This is a genomic window from Ruegeria sp. HKCCA6837 (genome assembly GCF_013034475.1).
Lineage (GTDB): Bacteria > Pseudomonadota > Alphaproteobacteria > Rhodobacterales > Rhodobacteraceae > Ruegeria.
Map to the genome: position 1 here is coordinate 93041 of NZ_WQGD01000012.1, position 21461 is coordinate 114501.

17 protein-coding genes and 3 pseudogenes are annotated in these 21461 nt (G+C 54.7%); 9 read left to right on the forward strand and 11 right to left on the reverse strand.

Translation table 11 applies throughout. The features are described from left to right. Positions 1–65: 65 nt before the first annotated feature. Both GOV91_RS16345 and GOV91_RS16350 read right to left on the reverse strand, forming a co-directional pair. Positions 66–1319: an ABC transporter substrate-binding protein gene (locus GOV91_RS16345; protein WP_171236293.1), complete on the reverse strand. Its 1254-nt coding sequence runs from the start codon at positions 1317–1319 to the stop codon at positions 66–68. Positions 1320–1414: 95 nt separating this feature from the next. Then, entirely contained in the window at positions 1415–2461 is a 1047-nt protein-coding gene (locus GOV91_RS16350) for an ABC transporter ATP-binding protein (RefSeq protein WP_171236294.1), read from the reverse strand. Positions 2462–2618: 157 nt separating this feature from the next. Here GOV91_RS16350 and GOV91_RS16355 point away from each other — a divergent pair, with 157 nt between their 5' ends. Both GOV91_RS16355 and GOV91_RS16360 read left to right on the forward strand, forming a co-directional pair. Further along, positions 2619–3620 (forward strand): ester cyclase, encoded by a 1002-nt coding sequence (locus tag GOV91_RS16355; RefSeq protein ID WP_171236295.1) that lies wholly within the window; start codon positions 2619–2621, stop codon positions 3618–3620. Then, positions 3617–4528, forward strand: coding sequence for an amidohydrolase (locus GOV91_RS16360; RefSeq protein ID WP_171236296.1), 912 nt, complete (start codon positions 3617–3619; stop codon positions 4526–4528). The genes GOV91_RS16355 and GOV91_RS16360 overlap by 4 nt, the downstream gene beginning before the upstream one ends. On the opposite strand, the pseudogene GOV91_RS22745 reads toward GOV91_RS16360, so the two are convergent. The 5 genes and pseudogenes from GOV91_RS22745 to GOV91_RS16385 all read right to left on the reverse strand — a co-directional run. After that, a pseudogene (locus GOV91_RS22745) lies at positions 4476–5020 on the reverse strand (transposase); the annotation flags it as partial. The gene GOV91_RS16360 and the pseudogene GOV91_RS22745 overlap by 53 nt on opposite strands. 23 nt (positions 5021–5043) lie before the next feature. Next, positions 5044–5667 (reverse strand): hypothetical protein, encoded by a 624-nt coding sequence (locus GOV91_RS16370; RefSeq protein ID WP_171236298.1) that lies wholly within the window; start codon positions 5665–5667, stop codon positions 5044–5046. A gap of 612 nt (positions 5668–6279) precedes the next feature. Then, positions 6280–8223 carry a DUF3604 domain-containing protein gene (locus tag GOV91_RS16375; RefSeq protein WP_254440700.1) on the reverse strand — a complete coding sequence of 648 codons (1944 nt, stop codon included), beginning with the start codon at positions 8221–8223 and terminating at the stop codon, positions 6280–6282. Between the two features lie 308 nt (positions 8224–8531). Beyond that, positions 8532–9176, reverse strand: a complete 645-nt coding sequence (locus GOV91_RS16380; protein WP_171236299.1) for a class II aldolase/adducin family protein — start codon at positions 9174–9176, stop codon at positions 8532–8534. Between the two features lie 119 nt (positions 9177–9295). After that, positions 9296–10417, reverse strand: a complete 1122-nt coding sequence (locus tag GOV91_RS16385; protein WP_171236300.1) for a GTP-binding protein — start codon at positions 10415–10417, stop codon at positions 9296–9298. 412 nt (positions 10418–10829) lie between these two features. Here GOV91_RS16385 and GOV91_RS16390 point away from each other — a divergent pair, with 412 nt between their 5' ends. Genes GOV91_RS16390 through GOV91_RS16410 form a run of 5 tightly spaced genes read left to right on the forward strand, consistent with a single transcriptional unit; the run spans position 10830 to position 14458 of the window. Continuing rightward, positions 10830–11435 (forward strand): glutathione S-transferase C-terminal domain-containing protein, encoded by a 606-nt coding sequence (locus tag GOV91_RS16390; protein WP_254440701.1) that lies wholly within the window; start codon positions 10830–10832, stop codon positions 11433–11435. Between the two features lie 37 nt (positions 11436–11472). Beyond that, entirely contained in the window at positions 11473–12141 is a 669-nt protein-coding gene (locus GOV91_RS16395; RefSeq protein ID WP_171176327.1) for a cupin domain-containing protein, read from the forward strand. A gap of 3 nt (positions 12142–12144) precedes the next feature. Further along, positions 12145–12828 (forward strand): SDR family NAD(P)-dependent oxidoreductase, encoded by a 684-nt coding sequence (locus GOV91_RS16400; protein WP_171236301.1) that lies wholly within the window; start codon positions 12145–12147, stop codon positions 12826–12828. Between the two features lie 3 nt (positions 12829–12831). Beyond that, complete coding sequence (locus tag GOV91_RS16405) at positions 12832–13893, forward strand: NAD(P)/FAD-dependent oxidoreductase (RefSeq protein WP_171236302.1); 1062 nt, start codon at positions 12832–12834, stop codon at positions 13891–13893. A 4-nt stretch (positions 13894–13897) separates the two neighbouring features. Next, positions 13898–14458, forward strand: coding sequence for a TetR/AcrR family transcriptional regulator (locus GOV91_RS16410; RefSeq protein WP_171236303.1), 561 nt, complete (start codon positions 13898–13900; stop codon positions 14456–14458). A 601-nt stretch (positions 14459–15059) separates the two neighbouring features. Here GOV91_RS16410 and GOV91_RS16415 read toward each other — a convergent pair. Genes GOV91_RS16415 through GOV91_RS16430 form a run of 4 tightly spaced genes read right to left on the reverse strand, consistent with a single transcriptional unit; the run spans position 15060 to position 19846 of the window. After that, positions 15060–16403, reverse strand: coding sequence for a cytochrome P450 (locus GOV91_RS16415; RefSeq protein WP_171236304.1), 1344 nt, complete (start codon positions 16401–16403; stop codon positions 15060–15062). Positions 16404–16418: 15 nt separating this feature from the next. Beyond that, positions 16419–18101 (reverse strand): peroxidase, encoded by a 1683-nt coding sequence (locus GOV91_RS16420; protein WP_171236305.1) that lies wholly within the window; start codon positions 18099–18101, stop codon positions 16419–16421. A gap of 15 nt (positions 18102–18116) precedes the next feature. Continuing rightward, the gene (locus tag GOV91_RS16425) at positions 18117–19142 is read right to left on the reverse strand and encodes a phage holin family protein (protein ID WP_171236306.1); all 1026 of its coding nucleotides are present in this window, start codon (positions 19140–19142) and stop codon (positions 18117–18119) included. Continuing rightward, positions 19142–19846 (reverse strand): hypothetical protein, encoded by a 705-nt coding sequence (locus GOV91_RS16430; protein ID WP_171236307.1) that lies wholly within the window; start codon positions 19844–19846, stop codon positions 19142–19144. The genes GOV91_RS16425 and GOV91_RS16430 overlap by 1 nt, the downstream gene beginning before the upstream one ends. Before the next feature lie 259 nt (positions 19847–20105). Here GOV91_RS16430 and GOV91_RS16435 point away from each other — a divergent pair. Both GOV91_RS16435 and GOV91_RS16440 read left to right on the forward strand, forming a co-directional pair. Next, positions 20106–20677, forward strand: a pseudogene (locus GOV91_RS16435) (IS6 family transposase). A gap of 157 nt (positions 20678–20834) precedes the next feature. Continuing rightward, positions 20835–21374, forward strand: a pseudogene (locus GOV91_RS16440) (IS6 family transposase); the annotation flags it as partial. Positions 21375–21461: the final 87 nt, after the last annotated feature.

Sequence of the window (21461 nt, forward strand, 5' to 3'; positions counted from 1 at the left end):
CATGCGTCCCGATTCAAATTCGAGAAAGAGAGGGGGCCGCGACAGCCCCCTCAAGTCGGGGAGATTTACTGGAGGAAGCCAGCCTCTTTGGCGGACGTCCGGTAAGACGCCTCGACATCAGCGAGCGCCTGTTCAGCGGACTCGTCACCCTTCAGGAAGTCTGACAATTCCTTGCCAAGCGCGGCATGCAGAATGCCGATCTGCGGGATCATCGGATACGGTTTGGCACCGCCCTGCGCCGTCGCCGAAACACCAGCAGCGGCTGGGCCAGGCTGATAGCCATTCAGCAGCCAGACGGCATCATCGTTGTTTGCCGCCACCATCTCCGGTGTCAGGGCGCTGACCAATGCCGCAAAGGTGGCTTCAGCTTCTTCGTCTGATACGTTGGACGCGATCGAGATGCCGTCCCACCACAGCGTTGCAGCCGGGATCGAACCACCGCCAACGGTCGGCGCCGCGGACAGAACCGTGTTCGACGTCACTTCTTCTGAGGAACCCTCGTCATCCAGGATCGGCGCACCGCGCGAGCCCCACATGACGCCAAGTGCGGCCTGACCAGCTTCCCACAGGCCTTGGGTTTCGTTCGAGGCATGCGTCAGGTGGTCGGGATGCGCATATCCAGCAAGCGCCTTCATAACTTCAAGCGTGGCCAGACCTTTTTCGTTGTTGATCGCAGGCTCGGCAGTGCCCGGTTCAAAGAACTCTCCACCATGGCCAAGGTAGATCATGTTGAACACCTCGGCGAGGTTCCAACCGCCGTCACCAGCGCTCAGGTTCATCACGATCGGATGTTCCATGATACCGGCGGCACGGATCATCTCGGCGGCCTCAAGGACTTCCTCATAAGTCGCTGGAATACCGTCAAAGCCGGCCTGCTCCAGAATGTCGGTGCGCGAGAACAGATGCTGCGAGTTTGCCATGAAGGCGACCGCCATGACATTGCCGTCGATGGTGATCAGAAGGTTCGGCGAGATGTTTTCGCCGTATTTTTCAACCAGATCATTCAGCGGACGCACAAGGCCGTCATTCATCAGCTGAGTCAGCGTCGAGTTGGCCAGAATAACCGATGTGTATTCAGACGGGTTCGGCGTCAGGGCCGCGTTCATGATCTGGCGCGCCTCGGTTGTGTGGTTTGTCGAAAACTCCGACGCGCCACCTGCGCAATTTTCCTCGGCGGTGCCTGCAACGGCGTGGATGGCCGGGAAGTCACTGGCCAGAATGCGGATGGATTGACCTTCGGGACCGCAGTTCGCCGCATACGCAGCCGAACCCATCAATCCGACGAAAGTGGTTACGGTAGCTAGCTTTCTCAGAAACATCTCATCTCCCTGTTTCTCTGAAGTGTCGTGCGCGCCCCTGTCGCGCACAAAGTTCGGGCCCCGGGGCTGATCCCCGGTGATTTGCGGGGCTACTTTCAGATCCGTTCGCCGGTTTGGCCGTCAAACAGATGACAGATTTCGACCGGCACCGAGATCGACACCATGTCGTCAATTTCAGCCCGGAAATTCTTGTCGGCCTTCACGGACACCAGCGCTCCACCAACGCGGACCGAGATCATCGTCGCGTCGCCCAGCAACTCCTGGGTATAGATCGGAGCATTGATTTGCCCCCGCCCGTCTTCGGCAAGCGTGGCGTCTTCCGCACGGAAGCCGAGCGTGAGAGGACCGTCAGGTGCGTTGATTTTCGCGATTTCCACGTGGTCGGCTAAAAACGTACCGTTGCGGACTTGGCCTTCCATCAGGTTCATGGCCGGGTTGCCGATAAAACTGGCCACAAAGGTATTGGCCGGGGTGTCGTAAATTTCGGTCGGGCTACCCACTTGCTGCACGACGCCTTGTTTCATGACAACCACGCGATCGGCAAGCGTCATCGCTTCGATCTGGTCGTGGGTGACGTAAATTGTGGTCACCGCCAATTCGTGGCTTAGGTTTTTGATCTGTGCCCGAGTGGACACGCGTAGCTTGGCATCAAGGTTGGACAGCGGTTCGTCCATTAGGAACACATTGGGTTCGCGAACAATGGCACGGGCAAGCGCAACACGCTGGCGCTGACCTCCCGACAATTCTGCTGGCTTGCGATGCAGGAAGTCGTCCAGTTCGACCATGGCGGATGCGCGACGCACTTTTTCGTCATGCGTAGACGGGTCGATGCCGCGGACTTTCAGCGGGAACCGGATATTTTCGTAGACGTTCATGTTCGGATACAGAGCGTACGACTGGAACACCATCGCGACGTCACGATCCTTGGGCTCCATATCGTTGACCCGGGTACCGTCAATCAGAATGTCACCTTCACTGGCGTCCTCTAGTCCGGCGATCATGCGCATGGTCGTCGTTTTGCCACAGCCTGATGGGCCGAGAAGAACCAGAAACTCTTTGTCGGAAATCGTTAGATCGAAATTGTCGACCCCGACAAACGAACCCCAACGCTTGCCAACGTTGCGAAGTTGAATCTCGGCCATTGAGTCCCTCCCTGCGGGTCGTCATGCATACGTTTGCAAAAAGCATAGACAACAAAAGAAACATCTGGCAAGCTTTTTTTGCATGCGCATGCAAATGCGGATTTGCCCCCCATAAACTGCTCTGTTGCAACAGTCAAAGCTCTGAAAGAAATTGATAATGTCTTACGATGCCGAAAAAACGATCGTTCTTGAGTACTACGAGGCGCTAGGCAACGCAGATGAATCGGATGTCACTGACACGATGTCTAACTACTGCGCGAAAGACTACCTGTGGCGCGGATTCCATCCGTTTGATGAACTGCACGGCTCTGAAGATGTGGCCCAGAAATTCTGGCACCCTCTGAAGCACAGCCTAAAGCACCTGCAACGTCGGATGGACGTGTTCATGGCCGGTAAAAACGAGATCGACGGGTTCAGCTCGATCTGGGTCGTGTCGATGGGTCACCTCATGGGCCTTTTTGACAATGAGTGGCTGGGTATCGCCCCAACAGGCAAGATGGCGTTTCTGCGCTACTGCGAATTCAACAAGGTAGATAATGGCAAAATCAGCGAGACGGCGATGTATTTCGACATCCCTCACCTCATGATTCAGGCCGGGCTTCAGCCCTTCCCACCACAGACCGCAGCCCATCTTGTTCAACCCGGACCGATGACGCATGACGGGCTGATGTTTGGCCCACAGCCCGCCGAAGAGGGCAAGAAAACGCTCGGCACGATTAATGCCATGATTTCCGATCTGGGCCAATGGAACAGCGGCCTGAGCCTTGTGGACGAATTGCGCCAGACATGGTGCGAAGACATGATCTGGTGGGGTCCTGCCGGGATCGGTGCGACTTATACGATCGAGCGCTATGCAAAGCAGCACTCGGGCCCGTTCCGCGCATCCTTCACGGACCGCTCAAAGACCAAACATATCTGCCGCATGGCTGAGGGTCACTATGGTGGTTTTTTCGGCTGGCCGAATTTCACGGCGCGACCCACTGGCGGGTTCATGGGCATGCCCGCCACCGACAAGCCCGGTGAATTCCGAGTAATCGACATATATCGACGCGATGGTGACAAACTGGCCGAGAATTGGATTTTCATCGACCTGCTGCATTTCTGGAAACAACAGGGGGTCGATATTCTGGCCCGCATGGCGAAGGTACCACGGACATGATTGGCTGTGTCGACGCGCATCACCACCTGTGGGACCTTGAGACAGTGCACTACCCTTGGCTGATGGCGCGCGGGGTGGATAGATTCTTTGGCGACCCGACACCAATCCAGCGGGACTACCTGCTAGATGAATTCCGGTCCGAGGCCGCACCCAGCAGTGTCCGTGCTTCGGTCCATATTCAAGTTGGGGCCGAAAACGGTCTGGACGAAGCCCGGTGGGTCCAATCCGTCGCCGATGCCAATCCAGATTGGTCGATGGCGCAGGTTGTGTTTTGTGACCTGACCTCAACTGACCTGCCCGCCCAACTCGACAGGTTTCAGACCCTCCCGACTGTGCGCGGCGTGCGCCAGATCGTTGGCCGCGCACCCGGAGAGGACGCGCAGACAGGCACCAATACCCTACTCGACGACCCACGTTTTCTGATCGGTTTGCAGGAAGCAGGGCGGCGCGGTCTCAGCTTTGATCTGCAACTCATCCCTGAACTGATCGAAAAAACCGCTCGAATTCTAGCACGGGCGCCGAACACGCGGATCGCGCTGTGTCACGCAGGCTCACCGCATGATCGCAGCGCGGCAGGCCTGAACGACTGGGCTCAGAGACTGCATGCGCTGTCTGATCTGCCGCATGTCTCATGTAAATTGTCTGGCCTGGGCATGTTCGACCACAAATGGACCGCGGAAAGCGTACGCCCAATTGTGGATGAGTGCCTTGCCCAGTTCGGAGCGAATCGAGTCATGTTCGGTTCAAACTTCCCGGTCGACAAGCTCTACGGTGACTACGCCTCTCTGATGCAGGCTTACCACGACCTGGTGCCCGCTGAGGTGCACTCGGCAGTGTTCAGTCAGACCGCTGCGCGTTTCTATGATCTTGAGCTTCCAGAAATCTCTGAGCTTGCGACGGTAACTTGAACCGTCCCATGATCTTCTGTCGTTTTCGGCCCGTTAGATGCGTTTGTTCTGCACGGTTGCTCAACACTTTGTGGGATCGGTATCTGGCTGACGGCGCAAGACTCTTTACCGGCTCGAAATAGCCGCGCAACTTGTCCGATATGACAACAAGCGGGTCTTCATATGCATTTTTGAAACGCTGTAGAAATCGCCTGGCTGCCTTTGCATTGCGCTGCTTCTGGACCAGAAGATCAAGCGTGTTGCCATATCCAGATGCCACTTGTCACTATGCCCGGGACGGTCACGTTTGATGCAATTCGCAAAAGGGCGGCCAAACCGGTTCACCCAAAGCCGAACGGTTTCCCGACTGGCAGCCACACCGCGTTCGGCATGCAGGTCTTCAACGTCAGCCGTACTAAAAGAAAAACGATGATACGCCCAGATCAAATACGCGATCAATGCGCGTGGAAAACGGAAGCCTTTGAGGTCGGGCATATCTGTTGGTATCTTCATCCAAATGCTCCAACCAGCCCACCCTAGAAATTCAATTTGGTAATACCACTCCTACCTCTGCGAGCGCGCATTCCCACTCCTGCGCCGACGTCGCGATAGCTATCGGGATATGGCAGATGCCCAGCCCCTGCTTTCAATGGCGCAGCATGCTTGTAGTGTTCGGGACGACCCTCATTCGCGTAATTGCGCGCTTGTGTTTGAAGCCACGGCTGCCCAGGTTCAGCGTCAGGGTCGGTCAACAGGCAATCAATCATCATCCGCGAACTGAGTGCCGTCGCAACGCTGGTTCCGTTCATCGCCAGCGCCGCGCCGTCCCGAGGCCCGGCCCCCAGGATGCCTGAATTTGTGTCACTGTCGTCGCACGGGAAAATAACATCAACATCGGATTGGCTATTGAACGCAGGCGGGGCGTGATACCCGGTGGCAGAGTATGTCGCCGGACGACCGTCAGAGTTGCGATACCCTCCAATCATAGAAACATAGGGGGTTGAAGCGAGCGCGTTATGGGTTCCCACCCGGCTGATTGGCCCGTTATGAAGCGGTTTGTCAGGTTCGCAATACGAATAGCTGTCACGCACATGTCCGCTTTCCAGGTAGTCGCGGTAAAGCCTGTGGTCGAAATACGCGCGCCTTGCGTTTTGCGGCAACGGACCGCCAAACAGATCAGCCTGAATACCCTTGCCGAAAGCGGAAAAATTCAGTGGTTCTATTGGAAAGACGCATTAGACGCGAGATCCGCAGCATTGCGTATCGGGTCGATGAGAAAATCCACCAGCAATCGGGTTTTGGCACGTTTCGCGCGCTTTTGTTGCAGGCGCAAACCCTCATCAAAACGCGTGTTGGGGACTCACTCGTATGCACAACTCCACTGGTCACCGTAACCTCCTATCCCACACAGATTTCGCAATGACCGCGATTCTAGGGACAGGCCGTCAGCGCAGCCTCAAACTGGCGTTAAAACGCCATTCGCTGACCCAAAGGATTGAATTTTTTGTACAGGTAGTTGTGAAAGGCCCTTTGCCCATGCCGCACTTTTCGTTGGGCATTCAGATAAATGAGGCCGATCATCACGGCCTTCTCGTCGACGTACTCGGCGGTCACACCGGCCATCATCCACGCTGGGCTTACCCTAGGACTTGAAAAAAGATTGAGAGACGCGCCATTTGCGCGTCTCTCAACCAGAATAGAACAGACTTTTTCACCGCTTGTTTTAGACGCGAAGACTCACGTGGTACGGCGAAGAACAATGGGTCCTGAATCTAGTTCTCCGGAGTATACCAAATCGGGGAAGTATACGCTCGTTCCTGCGTAGACGTGGGAACGTCATTCGGAATCTCATCGCCAAACCGGACTGCCTCATAGACTGTCCATCTTGGCGTTGGGATTTCCAGAACCCGCGCGTAGTAGAAAGCCTTTTGTTCGGGATCAAATTCCGGGTCGGTCCAGACGGTTATCAATTCCGGCGCTCCGATAGAGTTCGTGAACGTGCCTGTCTCAACGTCTACGGTGTTGCCAACAGATGGTAACTTACCAGCGTCGTCGATAACGCGCTCATCAGACCAAACGACGTCAAACACTTGCTCCTGCGTCTCGCCGTCAGCCGTTAGCCAGCCCTTGACGATCTGAATTCGATCAAGATTGCCAGAATATGGATCCTTGAGGGCAGCGACGAGAAAGGACGGCGCAGAGGCATCGTCCGGCGCTGCTTGCAAATCTCCTCCCATTGGCACGCCTTTTTCATAGCCAATTTTCGCAGGAAGCCGGGATTGACCATCTGACGCGTCGAAGTCCCATCCGCCAAAGAAACGTACGGTAATACGGCTGCCGGTTGTGCCATATACTTCCTTGCGCTCCATTGCGTCAAAAATAGAATCCCGCGTGTTCTCCTGGGCCCAAACAGCTGCATAACCCGACGCCGCCATCTGCCAGCCTAAAATTCGCGTCGCTTCAAATTCGCCGACCACATGTTGCCAGCGGCCCGGTTCCGGCTCTACCCCCGAGTGTTTGCCGAAAAAGTTGTCTTCCTGCGCCGTGGCCAATGCAGTGTGGCTATCAGTCGATCCAACGACACCAAATTTGTAAGGGTTTGTCCCAAGCTGCTGTTCCAGTTTCAAACCATTCTTGAACGCTTCGCGCGCATATTCATACTGCAACATCCAGTCTTCCTTTGGCACAGGGCCAAGGTTCGCGACGTCCCAGGTTTCGTAATCTGCAAACTCATCGTTGGGACTCAGAAACGGATGGGCTTCACCGTCACCCTTTATCTGTGTGATCTCATAGAGAGGCTCCCATTTGGCACGCCGTTCCGCATAATCTCCTGTCAGCGGTTCCCCGGTGTCTGGATTTGTCTCGACCGGAAACATCAGACCGTTCGAGACATTCCCATTGTGCGCCAGCGCCAATACACGGCCGCCGGTCTCTTCTTCGTACCGCTCCATCCAATCCCACAGGTCTTCCGGATTGAAGGTTTCTGCTGTGGTGAACGGCAGCATTTGGCGGGCTCGAATTGCATCGTCGCGATAGATGACATTGCGGTGGAGGTTGTTACCGCCCTCGGTCGACGTCCATTCATACCCGATAAAGGCTGTGAAAGAGCCGGGATCATCAAACGCGTCAGCGGTTTTGGTAAAGTCATCCCAAACCGATTGCACAAAACGGCGGTCCGCTATTGCTTCTGGCAATGCACCACCGGAAATGCCCGCAAAAGTCTCGATAACTTCCATGGTTGCACCCAAAGCGACGTCGCCGCCCTGATTCAACCGGTCATTCCAATCACGCAAAGTCGGATCACGCATGAGTGTGGCGTTACCAGCCACGATTTCATTCATCGCACCCATGGCGTCGGAATGGTCAGAGACCACGAGCCAATCAAGCGGACGGGATAATTTCGCCTGCAACCCGTGCGATGTTGTCACTTCTTCGCCGCGGGCAAAACGAAACGCGTCGGCAGGCGACAACAACACCCCAAAAGCACGCGCATCCAGCGAAAGTGAAGTGTGCAGATGTGTGTCACCCCAAAGCGGTCGGGTCGGGAAATCCCGCCCGGCATAGGGCGAAAATGAATCCGCTGCCTGTGCGCGCATGTCGGATTTCGAAATCGTCATCTCACCAACTTGTCCACCTTCTACGGCGTCCTGCGCGAGAATGGATGTTGCGGACATGAAGAAGCTAAAAACTGTGGTCGTGCTATACAGGATTCTCATAACGATATTCCTATCTTTGCAAATGATACCTGATGCGACCATTTTGAAACCGCTGCTGTCAAGTTAGTATCGTGTGCGCAACTCGGGCGCACGCTATCAGTGTGTGCGATCCTACTCGCGGGGTCTTCCAAGCTCGCTATGGTGTTTCAAACCGTGATCTTAAGGAAATCATGGATGGTGTTATTTTTTGACTGAATCGCTGGGTGACAAGATATTCAGGCACAATCGCTGAGGCAGGGCATGCCACCTTTGGCCCGCAGGCCCGGATAAATTGCAAGTCGCTACCGCGCCGAACGACTGAGATTGTCTCAGTCAGAAGACTGCCCATAGCTTTGACTGTTCATCTTCTCAATCACAGCCGCCATTTCCTTGTCTGACAGAACAGGCGGTTCCCCCAAAGCCAATGCGTTAATGTAGATTTGCGAAAGTGTCTCGACCTCTGTGGCAAGCCACAAAGCAGCGCTCAGGCTTTTGTCGATTGCGATTTGCCCGTGTTGCCCAAGCAGACAGGCACGACGCCCCTCTAACGCGGTCAGAACTTTGTCCGATAACTCTTGCGTTCCGAAGGTGGCATAGCCCGCACATTTGATGTCGGTGCCTCCGGCAACTGCAGTCATATAGTGAAAACTTGGAATACTTCTGTGATGGCAAGCCAGCGCCGTCGCGTGGACAGAGTGGCAATGCACCACGGCATTTGCATCGGTTCGTGCCTCAAGAATGTCCCGATGAAAGCGCCATTCAGACGACGGCCTGGGACCCTGATAAGATCCGTCAAAAGCCATGTCCACGATGTCTTCCGGTGTCATCGTGTCATAAGGCATACCCGAAGGTGTAATCAGAAAACCGTCCCCCGCGCGTACAGACACGTTGCCAGACGTGCCCTGATTTATTCCGCTCGCGTTCATGGCGCGGCAGGTTGCGATCAGAGCCGTGCGCAGTTCAAGGTTTTCCACGTAAAAACTCCCGATGAATTTACCCAGCCACGTTTCCAGAGCAAATCCAACATTTTTTGGTACAAGATGGCAATCGTCTTTCCTGTATGAGCTTATAGCTTGATGCCGGTCATTTTCTGTCACCTGCACTTCGTCAAAGACTTAGCATCTGCAGGCCGTGCATTACGCAACATATCAAGGCTTCGCTGGATTTCAGGCCGGTTTAGGTTTCGGCCTATCAAAACGATGCGGGTACGCCGGTCTTTGCCGGTCCAATTCTTCAACGGGACCGGCGGGTCAAATACGTGCTGGACGCCATGGAAAGCAAACGGCGATTCAATTCCCTCGAGAAACAAAATACCTTTCACACGCAGGATATCCCGGCCCTTGTAGGCAATCAAAGTGTCGAACCACTTATCAAAGACTGCATCATGCAACGCCTCGTCCAGAACAATCGAAACAGACGAGATATCTGTATCATGGCGTCGAAACTCGGAAGTGGTCACAGGTTTTGTGTTTGAGGTTGACATGAGCCCTGAAAGGTTGCCCAGAGGATCATTTGCAACCTTGGGCGTCGTCCAGGAAATAGCATCCTGTTGACGGGCGTTTTCGCGCATGCTCGTCAGGTTCCGCAAGCTTTTCGGGCCAAAATCACGATCAGATGGGCGAACAATGTCGGCTGTTGGATTGAGACCGCGCAGCCGTTCGGTCACAGCTTTATCAGATGCTTCAGATACTAGGTCCGTTTTGGTTAGGACGATCAGATCGGCCACCGCGACCTGCGAAACGGCCTCGAACTGGGCATCCAATGTTGCAGGCCCATTCACCGCGTCCACCACCGTCACGACGCCATCCATTCGCGTATTTCGCGCGAGAAAAGGATCGACAAGCAGCGTCTGAAGGATTGGCCCCGGATCTGCGAGACCAGTGGTCTCGATCACAATGCGGCCAAAGTTGTGCATGCCTTCGTCGCGCCGTGCGAGCAACTTGACAAAGGTGTCCGAAAGGTCTCCGCGGATTGAACAACACAAACAACCTGACGACATCAGCATCACATCGCCGTCCACCTTTTCAATCAGGTCATGGTCCAGACCCACTTCGCCGAACTCGTTCACAATGACGGCAGTTGGCTCAGAAGTTGAAACGGCCAGCAATTGGTTCAGCAAGGTTGTTTTACCCGCCCCCAGAAATCCGGTTAGCAGCGTTACAGGTATGCTCGGGTCATCAACCTTTTCTGACCGGTTTTTTGAGGCATGGGCCATGAACATCACAAGCTCAGTTTTGTAATAACATTACATCAGTATGGTGAATCAATTGGGCTGTCCAGTTAAGCTGCGCCGTTACATTCCTTCTGCCATATGTTCACAACCCGACCAGTCACAAACCAAGGGTGAACGCCCTGATGCAAATCTTCGACTTCGCGTTCCATTTTAACCAAGAAGTCCGACAGAGTTGGTATCCCCTGCGTACCTGCGCGCCGTTCCAAATCCTGACCTTGTTGTCACTGCGAAAGGCGAAATGTGCGGCAATCAGAACCCTAAAGAACTCTAAAAAACCTGTTTCTTAGTACCGGGGAAAGAATTTCAAAAATGCAGTTGTAAATTTACCTACCTATTGATAGGTAGTGCTCACGTATCGCAAAGCCAAACGGAGGCATTCCAATGAAGATTTATGATGTCGAGGGTTCCCGAATCCCGCCCGCATTCGCATCGCGCTGGCCGAAAAGGCGTTTCAGACAAAGTGGAATTCATACCGGTGGATGTGATGGGCGGCGAACATCGCACGCCCGAATTCAAGGCCAAGAACCCCGATGCGGCTGTGCCCTGCCTGGAACTGGAAGACGGATCACATATTGCTCAGTGCAACGCGATCACCGAATATATCGATGCAATGTTCGACGGCCCTTCGCTGACAGGTGTGACCGCACAGGAACGCGCACGCATCTCAATGATGAACCTGCGTGCGGAAAACGGTCTACTGAATGCGGTTGGAACCTATTTTCACCATGCCACACCTGGCTTGGGCCCGGATCTTGAAACCTATCAATGCGCCGAATGGGGCAATAAGCAGAAAGAGGTCGCCGAGAATACCATGGCGTATCTGGACTCTGTTCTGGCCGAAAACGACTACTTGGCCGGTGACACATTCTCGGTGGCTGACATAACAGCCTTTGCAGGATTGGCGTTCGCCGATTTTGCCAAGGTTGAAATTCCCGAAAGCCTGACCAACCTCAGGGCTTGGCGTGCGAAAATAGCGACCCGCCCGTCTATTGCAGCCTAAGCGAAACCTGACATTTAAGTCGAAAGGACCTTTCCCCATGGAACTCAACTCGGATTTCACGTCCCGTGTCGTTGTTCACTCCGACCAAATTGAGTGGCAGGCCTCGCCTATGAAGGGTGTGGACCGGCGCATGCTGGACAGGATCGGTGGCGAAGTCGCCCGCGCCACCACCATTGTGCGTTATGCACCGGGCAGCAAATTTTCGGCCCACACCCATACAGGCGGTGAGGAATTCATAGTCTTGGACGGCGTCTTTCAAGACGAACACGGCGACTATCCCGCCGGCACCTATGTGCGAAATCCTCCGACCACGGAACACACACCAGGCTCGGAACCCGGATGCACCATCTTCGTCAAACTCTGGCAGTTCAACATGGAAGATCGCACCCAATTCCGCAAAACCATGACTGAAGAGTTGGCTTCACCAGTGAACGGTGTCGCAAGCGCAACCCTGCACAGGGACGACCGCGAGATCGTAACGTACAGCCATCTTGACCCAGCTGCGACCTTGGCTTCGGACGCGACGGGAGGGATCGAGCTTTTGGTCATCGACGGCTCAATCACAACCGGGGGTGACGTTTTGGGGAAAAACGGTTGGTTGCGCCTACCCGAGGGTGAAGCTCTTTCCGCCGTAGCTGGACCAGAAGGCGCAAAGGTCTGGATGAAAACCGGGCACCTTCCCTTTGCCCAACCACCGGCGGTGTAGCATATGAAAACCGCTAATCCTCTGGCGCTTGTCGCAGGTGCTGGGGCTGGCCTCGGCCAGTCTCTCCTTTCCCGATTTCAAGCCGGCGACATGACGGCCGTTGGTCTCGGCCGAAGTCGACCGGAAAACCCAGTCGGCACTTTTCATGAACTTGATCTGAGCGACCTTGAGGCTGTCGGCCCAACCATCGCAGATCTGATTGCGACCTATGGCCCGCCAAAAATCGTGGTCCACAATACTGCTGAACGGGTGATCGCACCCTTTCCCGAAACCACATTAAAGGATTATCAGCGGACTTGGACATCAATGGTGCAATCGCTAGTGGTCCTTGGGCAATGCGTGCTGCAACCCATGGTGCGTGGCGGCGGTGGTACGCTGATCGTGTCAGGAGCGACTGCATCGCTGCGGGGTGGCCCGCGTTTCTCGGCTTTCGCGTCCGCTAAGTTCGCTTTGCGCGGGCTGACGCAATCACTCGCGCGAGAATATCAACCAGCCGGCGTGCATGTCGCTCATGTGATAGTGGACGGTATCATCGATACACCTCGTTCTCGCGATTTGCACAGTCTCGATCCGGCGAAAATGATCAAACCCGGCGAGATTGCAGAGGCGTACTGGCAACTTGCACATCAGCCGCAATCGACCTGGACACATGAGCTGGACTTACGACCTGCTTCGGAGGGGTTTTGACATATGCAAACTGAGACGTTGATCATTGGCGCTGGCCTGTCGGGCTTGTCGCTCGCGGTGCGGATGGCCGAAGAGGGTCGCGACTTTTTGCTTGTCGAGGCGCGGGACCGACCCGGCGGACGCATTCTAACCCAACGGGTCGGCAAAGGTTACTTCGATGTAGGACCCGCCTGGTTTTGGCCCGGCCAACCCCGGATTGCGGCCCTGATCAGCCAGTTGGGGTTGGCGCGGTTCGAACAATACTCAATGGGCGCGCTCAGCTTTGAAGATGAAAAAGGACGCGTCGAGCGCGGTCGAGGCTTTGCGTCTATGGAAGGATCATATCGTCTCAAGGGCGGGTTGAGTGCACTGACCGACGCGTTGGCAGCCCAACTGCCCAAGGCCCGCGTGGTTTTGTCCTCACCCGTTGTGTCGCTGGCGCAGACCCACAAGGGAATAACGGCAAACACAGAGTCGGGGCAGGAATTCCAGGCCAAAAAGGTGGTATTGGCCCTGCCGCCCCGTGTGGCCAGCCAGATCACCTATTCCCCTTCTCTACCGCGGGAAACGCTTACCGCGATGAAGGACGTTCCCACGTGGATGGCAGGCCAGGCAAAGGCTATTGCCATCTATGACCGACCATTCTGGCGCGAAGCCGGCTTGTCCGGCGACACCATGAGCCGCCGTGGGCCAATGGTCGAGATACACGATGCTTCGCCTGACGAAAGCGGCCCGTATGCCCTGTTTGGTTTTATCGGAATACCACCTCACGCCCGCCGGGATCAGGGCCGCTTGCGACAAGCCGTGCAAGACCAATTGACCAACCTGTTCGGACCCAACGCCGCAAAACCGGAAACACTGCTGATCAAGGACTGGGCCTATGATCCCTTCACCTCTACCGAAGAGGATCAACAACCGCTATACGCACATCCGTCATATGGATTGCCACAGGCTTTGACGCAGATTTGGGAAAATCGCCTGATATTCGCCGGGACCGAGGTGGCGTCGCATTTCGGAGGCTATATCGAGGGTGCCCTGGAAGCAGCGGAAAACGCGTGTGCCCTGATCGCTGAAGAAAAGGTTTGAAAGTATGTCGGATACCAAAACTGCGTTACTGGATTTTGCTGAACATGCAGCACGCGCGCGAGGGTTTGACGGGTTCAGCTATGCTGACCTGGCAGAAGCAGTTGGTATTCGCAAAGCTTCGATTCACTATCACTTTCCTACTAAGGCCAATCTGTCCGCAGCGTTGATGGACCGCTATCACACTGTACTTGAAGGCGAATGCCAGAAGATTGAGGATAAGTATGAAACTGGATCTGAACGCCTTCAGGCTCTTGTCCAGCTTTACCGGGATGCACTCAACGACGGAAAAACACTTTGCCTGTGTGTCTCGCTGATCAGTAGTCGCGAAAGCCTGTCTGAAGAGGTTATCGAAAAGATCAGAGCTTTCAGGGCCATGATGGTCCAGCGGATTCAGTCGATCTTTGAACTTGGCCAGACGGACAAAACGATCTCGGGCGTGACCAACCCGGCATCCGAGGCCCGCGCCGCTCTGGCATTGCTCGAGGGCGCGCATCTCACCGCCCGGGCGGAGGAAAACATCAAAACTTTTGATGAAGCCATAGGTATTTTGAAGTCCCGTTGTTGACCCAACGTTCCACCTGAGCGATCGCCAAGGCCGTCGGTGGAATGCCAGGTGATGAGTGTCTGCCGATACACCGGAATCTATGAGTAGAAGACCACACCGGAAGAGTGACAGTGAGTCTGGCTTGGCCGCAATTTCTTCCTCTCTGTCTGAAGTGGGGTCCACATTTTGATGCCGTCATGAATTTCGGCCTTCAGCAATTCGAGAACCGCATCATGTTCGGCGGTAGATGGCAGGTGGGTCACTCGGGGCTGGGTTCCGGGCTCGCCGACAGTTCGTTCAGCAAAGCTCTGGCATGTGAAGCGAGAAAGGCATCTTCGCGCGCGGAAAGTGGCCGGCTTTGCCGCCGAGCATAGAGAAGAGAAAACAGTCATGATTGACGCGACATCAGTTCCTCCACTCTCACCCTTCTAAAGTTGGGCCGCAATATGGGGTGTGGATCAGAACACCCATCACCACGCCTGAAAGGTTCTGAGCAATTGGATTTCCATGCCACCTTTTCTAAATTCGGAAACTGGAAAATCAAAACCCTGCGTTGGCAACCCAACTCTCAAGGTCAACCCCGGAGAACAGCCGAGTAGTGGTTTCGATGTTGTTGCCCCCTTCAGGTATCGAATTCTAGATGGAAATGGCCGGGGAACCCGGCGATACCTGGTTGGATCTGTCCGGCAGCGCCGGGCGCACGGCGCAGGTTTTTTTGGATCAGAAGCGGTTTCAAGATGGCAGGGATGACCGCCTGATTGATGGTATCACCAAAGCAGCGGTGCATGCCGTAACCCCAGATGATGTAATCCTTCCATGGGCGGTCAGTGCGGAACTCGTTGGGGGCTGGTATGTCAAGGCGGTCAAAACAGGCTGATGCGTTCGCGGCGAAAACGATCTGGCCTTTGCGGATTTTGGCGCGACGCAGGGTAGACGGTGCGATCTCGGTATCGTGCAAGGCTCGGCGGTAGATCACTGGGTTGAACGGATTGAAGCGTAGTGCCTCCCAAATGTGTTGGGCAAGAAGCGCGTCGTCGTCAGCGCGTGCGGCGCGTCGGGCTGAGACGAGCACTTCGGGTCGGTTAAGTAGCTCATCGAGTGCGAGACAGCTGGCCTTTGAGATGGTGGGAATGGCACCGATCAAAAGGCCGAGTAGGTTGTTGCGGATGCCCAGATCGCTCATCCCCGGCGTATCCGAGGATTGCAGCGCAAGGCAACGATTAAGGATGTCCGGAGTTTCGGTAGGGTTGGCCTTGCGTTCCGCGATATGTGCATCAAGGTAGGCACGCAGGAGATCTGCCTGTGCCAGCGCACGAGCTTCACCCGCAGCGTCGGCTCCAAGGTCCTGGAACAGGTACCAGAACAGGTTGGATGTCCATTCCTGCATTTGCGCGGGCTTTGCACCGCAGCCAAAATAGGTTTCAGTCATGTCCCAAGGCACTTCGAGCGTGAGGGATGGGACAATGTCGATCTTGCCCTTGCATTGTGCGATGATACGGTTGGCAAGATCTGCGGCGCGGGGTTGCACGATCTCAGCCACATCGCTCATCCGCGCGGCAAGGCGCATGGCGGACGTGTCGCGGGTATAATCCCAGCCCGGCTGCATCCCGAGAAAGAAGTTTTCGCCATCGGTCAGTTTGCGCATGCGCGAACCGTAAACGACTTCAAAATCTTCGTTGCGGTTCAGCACATCAAGACAATCGGCGCGGCGGGTGACAATAGCAGTGCCGGTGTTTTCGTAGCATTTCATCAGCACGCGGTTGAACGTGAGATTAGGCCAGAAGGCGCGCAATACGGCAAAGACGCGGCGCTGGGACGCTGGCTTTTGCAGGTAAACGCCGATTCCGCCGGACATAAGCGATCCAAGGCAGCCCGGCAGTAGGCTGGCGAAGGATAGAAGCCCCTCGCCCCACAAAACGAGGCGTTGAAGGATGCTGACGAAGATGTTGGCAATGGCGGTAATCATGCACTGATGCTCCGATCAGGTGGGATCAACAATGCCCATGGCCATCATTCGCAGCGCGGTCATGGAAGGCACAAAGAAATAGTCACCTCCGCGGCATTCCACAAAGGTTTTGAGCTTACTCATAACATAGGGCGGTTTGTTGGAACTCGGGTCGGACGGAATCGTGTGGCGTGTGTGGTGGTCGTGATTTCCAAGAAGTGGACAAGTGTTGTTGCCCTGATGGAAATCGAGCCCGTATTGAATCCACTGTTGCTGTATGAACTCGAACTGCCGGAACAGGCTGGCCCCCATGATGATCATGATCACGCCTTGTTCGGTATCGTCGTCCTTATGCTCAAAATTATGTGGCCCATAAGGCAGGCCGCGCCGCAGAATGCGGCGGCGTTTGTTGAGAGCGCTGGTGGCTTCGGGGTTTTCGAAAGGTTTGCCCGTGGTTTCGTCAATGCCGCCCTTGTTCAGCGGGTCGAGATAGTCGCGGGTGTTCATGCGGCGCATATGGGCACCGCCTGGGCATTTGAAGCCCGTCATGTCATCGCCGTAGCGGAAATCCCGTGCCTCTGGAGACGCAATATAGGCGAGGTTTTTTTTGTAACCTTCGATCGGGTCGACACCCTCACCCCGGAAGCCCATCTTTTCGCCAAAGGCGACCCATTCGTCATAGGTGGGCACCTTCGAGAGCGGTACGCCATCGGACCACCGCCCGCACATTTTGGCGCGTAGGGTTTCCTTGGCTTCTTCGATGGGAACGTTCATCACCTTGGCATATTGTTCGGCTTCCTCGGCGACGACGGCATCGAAAGAACCGACATTTTCGTGCAATTTTCGAAAGGCGAAGAACGTGCCATTTCGCATGAATTCAGGAGGTGTGGCGGTGGGGGCAAGTTCCTGGCTTTCGTCTGGATGGCCAAGGATAAACTCTCCGGTGGCCAGTGGTTCCCAGCCATTTCCCATCAACTTACCGCGCCCGATGACGGCAGATTTTTCGTCCTCGGCGCGCAGTTGGCCTTCGAAGACCGGATTGCCAATACCGTCGGTGAAACCAAAATGTTCCTTGGGGGTGGGAAGGATCGCGCCACCGATCTCTTCAAAGACGGCCGAGGCATCCTGATAAGGCTGGTCGCCCTCGGCACCGACACCGGTCAGATGAGTTACGCCGCATTTTTTGGCGGCCTTGAGCAGCCAATCTGTGCGCTCTTCCAGTTCAGGATGTGGGGTTGCAAGGTCGGTTTTGCTTTTGCTCTGCACATTCAGAGTGACCAGCACATGTACGTCGTCATCGCCAAAACCCAAAGTGCCAGGGGCGCGGCTTTTCTGCCAGATCGGGTCCCAGTGCTTTAACCAACTTTGGTCTTTGGCATCTTCGACCTTGGTCTGGTCGCGGTCACCAAGAATAAACGCCCGCTGGCGCATGCCCTCGATGAATTCGGCTGGCATTGCCTGCAGTGTGCGCACGGGCAATTGCAGGGCAAGCATTCCGGGAAAGGTAAGGGCGATATTTGTGGTGCAGGTCGGCTTTAGGTTTTTTTCATTCCAGCGGACAGCGGTTGTGACCTTTTGGCGAACTTCTTCAAGGAATACGCGCCCGGCCGCGGGGTTGGGGAAATGAAAAAACACATAGCGGGCAAAGGGGAAGGAATGGCGGCCATAGGCGCGGATGACGTTCCCCTGAATGTCATTGAGATTAAGATTGCGTGTCATGTCGTGCTCATGTCTTTAAGAATTCACATTGCCGGGGTGGGTCGAGGAAATGACGCCTGGTTTTTGCGTTTTGACTCTGGTGTTCAGAGGTTCGTGCTCTGACATGAAGTCGCCAAAAGCCGCGTACAGATCTGTATCGGACTTGGCCTGGTTTTCGACAAAGAAGTCAGCGAATTTCTGTTGTAAATAGAGCGCCTTCAGAACTGAAGGTAGATCGTCATACTTGGCCGGGGCTAAGGGTTTTTCACCGTTTTGGATGGCGTAGCGAATGAAGATCACTGCAAGAACAAGTCCAAGCAGAATCGCGAAGAGACCAGTGGCAAGGCTGGAAAGACCCAAGAATGGCACGGTTGCGATACCGAAGAGCCAGAGCACTAGCGAGAACAGACCGATCGCCAGCGGGGCAACCGCGCCGATGATCAGTTGCGTAAGTGGCAGATTGTGGAATTCTGGCAGCTCCAGGTAGTAATCATGGAACGGCATCGTAGTTTCGACACGGCATTTGTCGAGGTATTCCCCGAACTGCTCTGCCGAATTGACGTGTTCGAAGCTGTAGCAGTTAGAGTACACCGCACGAAGCTCTTCTTCCATTGTTCTCCAGAGCTCGCCTGCATATGAAGCGCGCACTTCGCGTTGTTGTTCGGCACTCAGAGTGGTGGGTAGCCGATCGCCATCTTTCAAAACCGCGTCCACATCGGCGCAGAATACCAAATAGGGCGTTTTCAGTTCATCCACATGCTGGGGAATGATCGGGGGAGGGCTACGCCTAAGGCGGGCGACCAACGTATTTTGCGTGTTGCGTCCGTTATAGACCACATCGCTAAGCACAAACATACGCGCCAGATGGTTGCGGGTGTTACGGGCAAAGGGGCTGTTGAATTTGGTATGTTCGGTGGCCGGTGACTGATGACCTGTGGGCAATTCGGCAAGCGCGATGCGAGCGCGTTGCTCGAAAGAGGTTTGAGGATCATCCTCTGGGGCACCGGGTTTGATCGGGGCAAGCGTGGTCAGGAAAATATGGCCGGAATCGAGGTCGGGCATTAGCGATCTCCCTGTGGCTTTGGAGCGGCTTTGGCTGAAGCGCGTAGGGTGTCAAAGCCGGATTGTGCCTTGTTGACGAATTTCTCACGATTAACGTCCGCACGTTCGGTATCGAGGCTCGCGACGGGTCCGAAGCCAGGATCGCCAAGGCCCTTTTGCATAACATAAGCGGCGTCGCGATAGGCATCGGCGAATTCTTCAGGAGAAGATTTGCCGTGTTTTTCAGTAAGGTCGCACAGATGGTCATAGATCAGCAGGCTGGTCTTGATGTCACGTTGGGCAGAGCCGGGCGTGGCGTTGTAGTAATAGTCGGTATCGATCTGGTTGTAGGTGATGTAGTTCTTGAACGGCGTAATCGGGATCGACTTGGGGTACTTGATCGAGGAAAACCAGAACAGGTCAAGACCTGACGGGATACCGTCGGAAAAGGCATCGATATACTGGTCCCATGTTCCGTTGAAGTTTGAGCAGAAAAGCACATAGTCGTCTTTTACCTGCTCTTTACCTTGGCCGAGATCGGGCCAGTCCTTGGGTTTGATGATTACCCAGCGGGCGAAGTGAATAAGTGACAGCCCTAACAGTCCAAGCAAATTTGATGGAACTCCGCGTGCCGCCATGAACAGCAAGCGGTTGATCCAGGTTATTCTTGGATTGCTGGGCGTGACCACATTCATTGCATAGGCTTTACCGGCAATATTCGACATGGCGATCCCTCTCGTTAGCAAATTGATTTTAAAAATTGCGCATGCATAGCGATCCTAATTGAACGTTATCATTGCTGTAGAATGAGTCGAGGAATAATGGCGGTAGCTGAAGATGCTAGGTTCAGGACTCATAACGAGTTAATAACTGTTGCTGCGAGGGTGATTGCTGTAGGATGTGTCGCAAACTTTGGGCCTGGATTAACGAGCATATAGATTTCGATTTTTGGTGTCCGCGTATTGTTCTCCAACAGGTTTCAGCATGATTTCCTTGAAAGGCTGTCATTTTCCAAAGGATGCGGTTTTGTGCGCCGTTTACTTCTACCTGCGGTACACGGTTTCTTATCGTGACTTGGAAGAGATCATGGCGCATGGACGAAACCAATATTCGTGTGCGCGGGAAGTGGATGTATCTCTATCGAGCGGTCGACAAAGTGGGAAACACTCTTGATTTCACGCTGTCTTAGCGGCGAAATCGTCCAGAAGCCACCAGGTTCTTTGCCAAAGCACTGTCGTCAAACGGAATCCCAAACAAAATCGTTATAGACAAGAGTGGTGCAAATGCAGCCGGTATTCGAGAAGTGAACAGAATCCTGAAGCGGTTCGGATGCTCTGCCAAAGTACAAGCGATCAGGTCCAAATATCTAATCAACACGATCGAGTAGGATCACAGTTTCATCAAACGACGCGTGCGGCACATGTGCGGGGTTCAAGCCGTTCAGATCCGCCTCGGCTACTCTGGACGGCATTGAGGTCGCCAACACGATCCGCAAGCAGCAATTTCCCAGCACTACCACGTCGGGCTTTCTGCAATTTGTCGAGATCGCAGGATAGGCGTGTCCGGCAGGTCGCTGGCACGGGCCGTTCTAAAAGTTTGCGACACATCCATGCTCCTGACCCTAAATAGGATCTGTTGCAAACTTTTTGCCATTGACGCTCAAGAACGCAGAGAGTGAATAGCGGCCGGTGTAATTCAGCCGAAAGCCAGCTCATGATCTCCTTTAAAGGCGCTCAATATCCCAAGGATGTGATCCTCTTTGCTGTGTTCTTCTACCTTCGATACGGCGTGTCATATCGGGATCTGGAAGAAATCATGTCCGAGCGCGGCGTTGCGGTAGATCACACGACGCTGAACCGTTGGGTGACGAAATACGCTAGTGCAATTGCCGATGTTGCGCACAGACGAAAGGGACTGTGCGACCGTTCTTGGAGAATGGACGAGACTTACATCAAGGTAATAGGCAACTGGGTCTATCTCTATCGAGCCGTCGACAAGCACGGCAAGACGCTTGATTTCATGCTTTCCCCGCGACGAAACAAACCGGCTGCGACAAAGTTCTTCGCCAGGATGCTGGAGATCAACGGGCTTCCGAGGAAGATTGTCATCGACAAAAGCGGAGCTAGCACGGCCGGCATCAAAGCCACAATCAAGATGCTGAAAGGCTTTGGTTGTCCGATCCCAATCGAAATGGTCAGGCGGAAGTATCTGAATAACATCGTGGAACAGGACCATCGCTTCATCAAGAGACGCACTCCGCAGCAATCATAATTGATTGGAGCAGCCCAATGCCAACGTTTCCGACTGGGCTTTGCAAATTTGGAAAGTCAAAAATTTAAG

What these genes read in the sequence shown, in the direction of transcription:
- GOV91_RS16405 (WP_171236302.1), top strand. Translation starts at nt 12,832, where the DNA reads ATGCAAACTGAGACGTTGATCATTGGCGCTGGCCTGTCGGGCTTGTCG.
- GOV91_RS16425 (WP_171236306.1), bottom strand. Translation starts at nt 19,142, where the DNA reads ATGCCCGACCTCGATTCCGGCCATATTTTCCTGACCACGCTTGCCCCG.
- GOV91_RS16420 (WP_171236305.1), bottom strand. Translation starts at nt 18,101, where the DNA reads ATGACACGCAATCTTAATCTCAATGACATTCAGGGGAACGTCATCCGC.
- GOV91_RS16355 (WP_171236295.1), top strand. Translation starts at nt 2,619, where the DNA reads ATGTCTTACGATGCCGAAAAAACGATCGTTCTTGAGTACTACGAGGCG.
- GOV91_RS16350 (WP_171236294.1), bottom strand. Translation starts at nt 2,461, where the DNA reads ATGGCCGAGATTCAACTTCGCAACGTTGGCAAGCGTTGGGGTTCGTTT.
- GOV91_RS16430 (WP_171236307.1), bottom strand. Translation starts at nt 19,846, where the DNA reads ATGTCGAATATTGCCGGTAAAGCCTATGCAATGAATGTGGTCACGCCC.
- GOV91_RS16375 (WP_254440700.1), bottom strand. Translation starts at nt 8,223, where the DNA reads ATGAGAATCCTGTATAGCACGACCACAGTTTTTAGCTTCTTCATGTCC.
- GOV91_RS16385 (WP_171236300.1), bottom strand. Translation starts at nt 10,417, where the DNA reads ATGGCCCATGCCTCAAAAAACCGGTCAGAAAAGGTTGATGACCCGAGC.
- GOV91_RS16345 (WP_171236293.1), bottom strand. Translation starts at nt 1,319, where the DNA reads ATGTTTCTGAGAAAGCTAGCTACCGTAACCACTTTCGTCGGATTGATG.
- GOV91_RS16360 (WP_171236296.1), top strand. Translation starts at nt 3,617, where the DNA reads ATGATTGGCTGTGTCGACGCGCATCACCACCTGTGGGACCTTGAGACA.
- GOV91_RS16400 (WP_171236301.1), top strand. Translation starts at nt 12,145, where the DNA reads ATGAAAACCGCTAATCCTCTGGCGCTTGTCGCAGGTGCTGGGGCTGGC.
- GOV91_RS16390 (WP_254440701.1), top strand. Translation starts at nt 10,830, where the DNA reads ATGTCGAGGGTTCCCGAATCCCGCCCGCATTCGCATCGCGCTGGCCGA.
- GOV91_RS16410 (WP_171236303.1), top strand. Translation starts at nt 13,898, where the DNA reads ATGTCGGATACCAAAACTGCGTTACTGGATTTTGCTGAACATGCAGCA.
- GOV91_RS16395 (WP_171176327.1), top strand. Translation starts at nt 11,473, where the DNA reads ATGGAACTCAACTCGGATTTCACGTCCCGTGTCGTTGTTCACTCCGAC.
- GOV91_RS16415 (WP_171236304.1), bottom strand. Translation starts at nt 16,403, where the DNA reads ATGATTACCGCCATTGCCAACATCTTCGTCAGCATCCTTCAACGCCTC.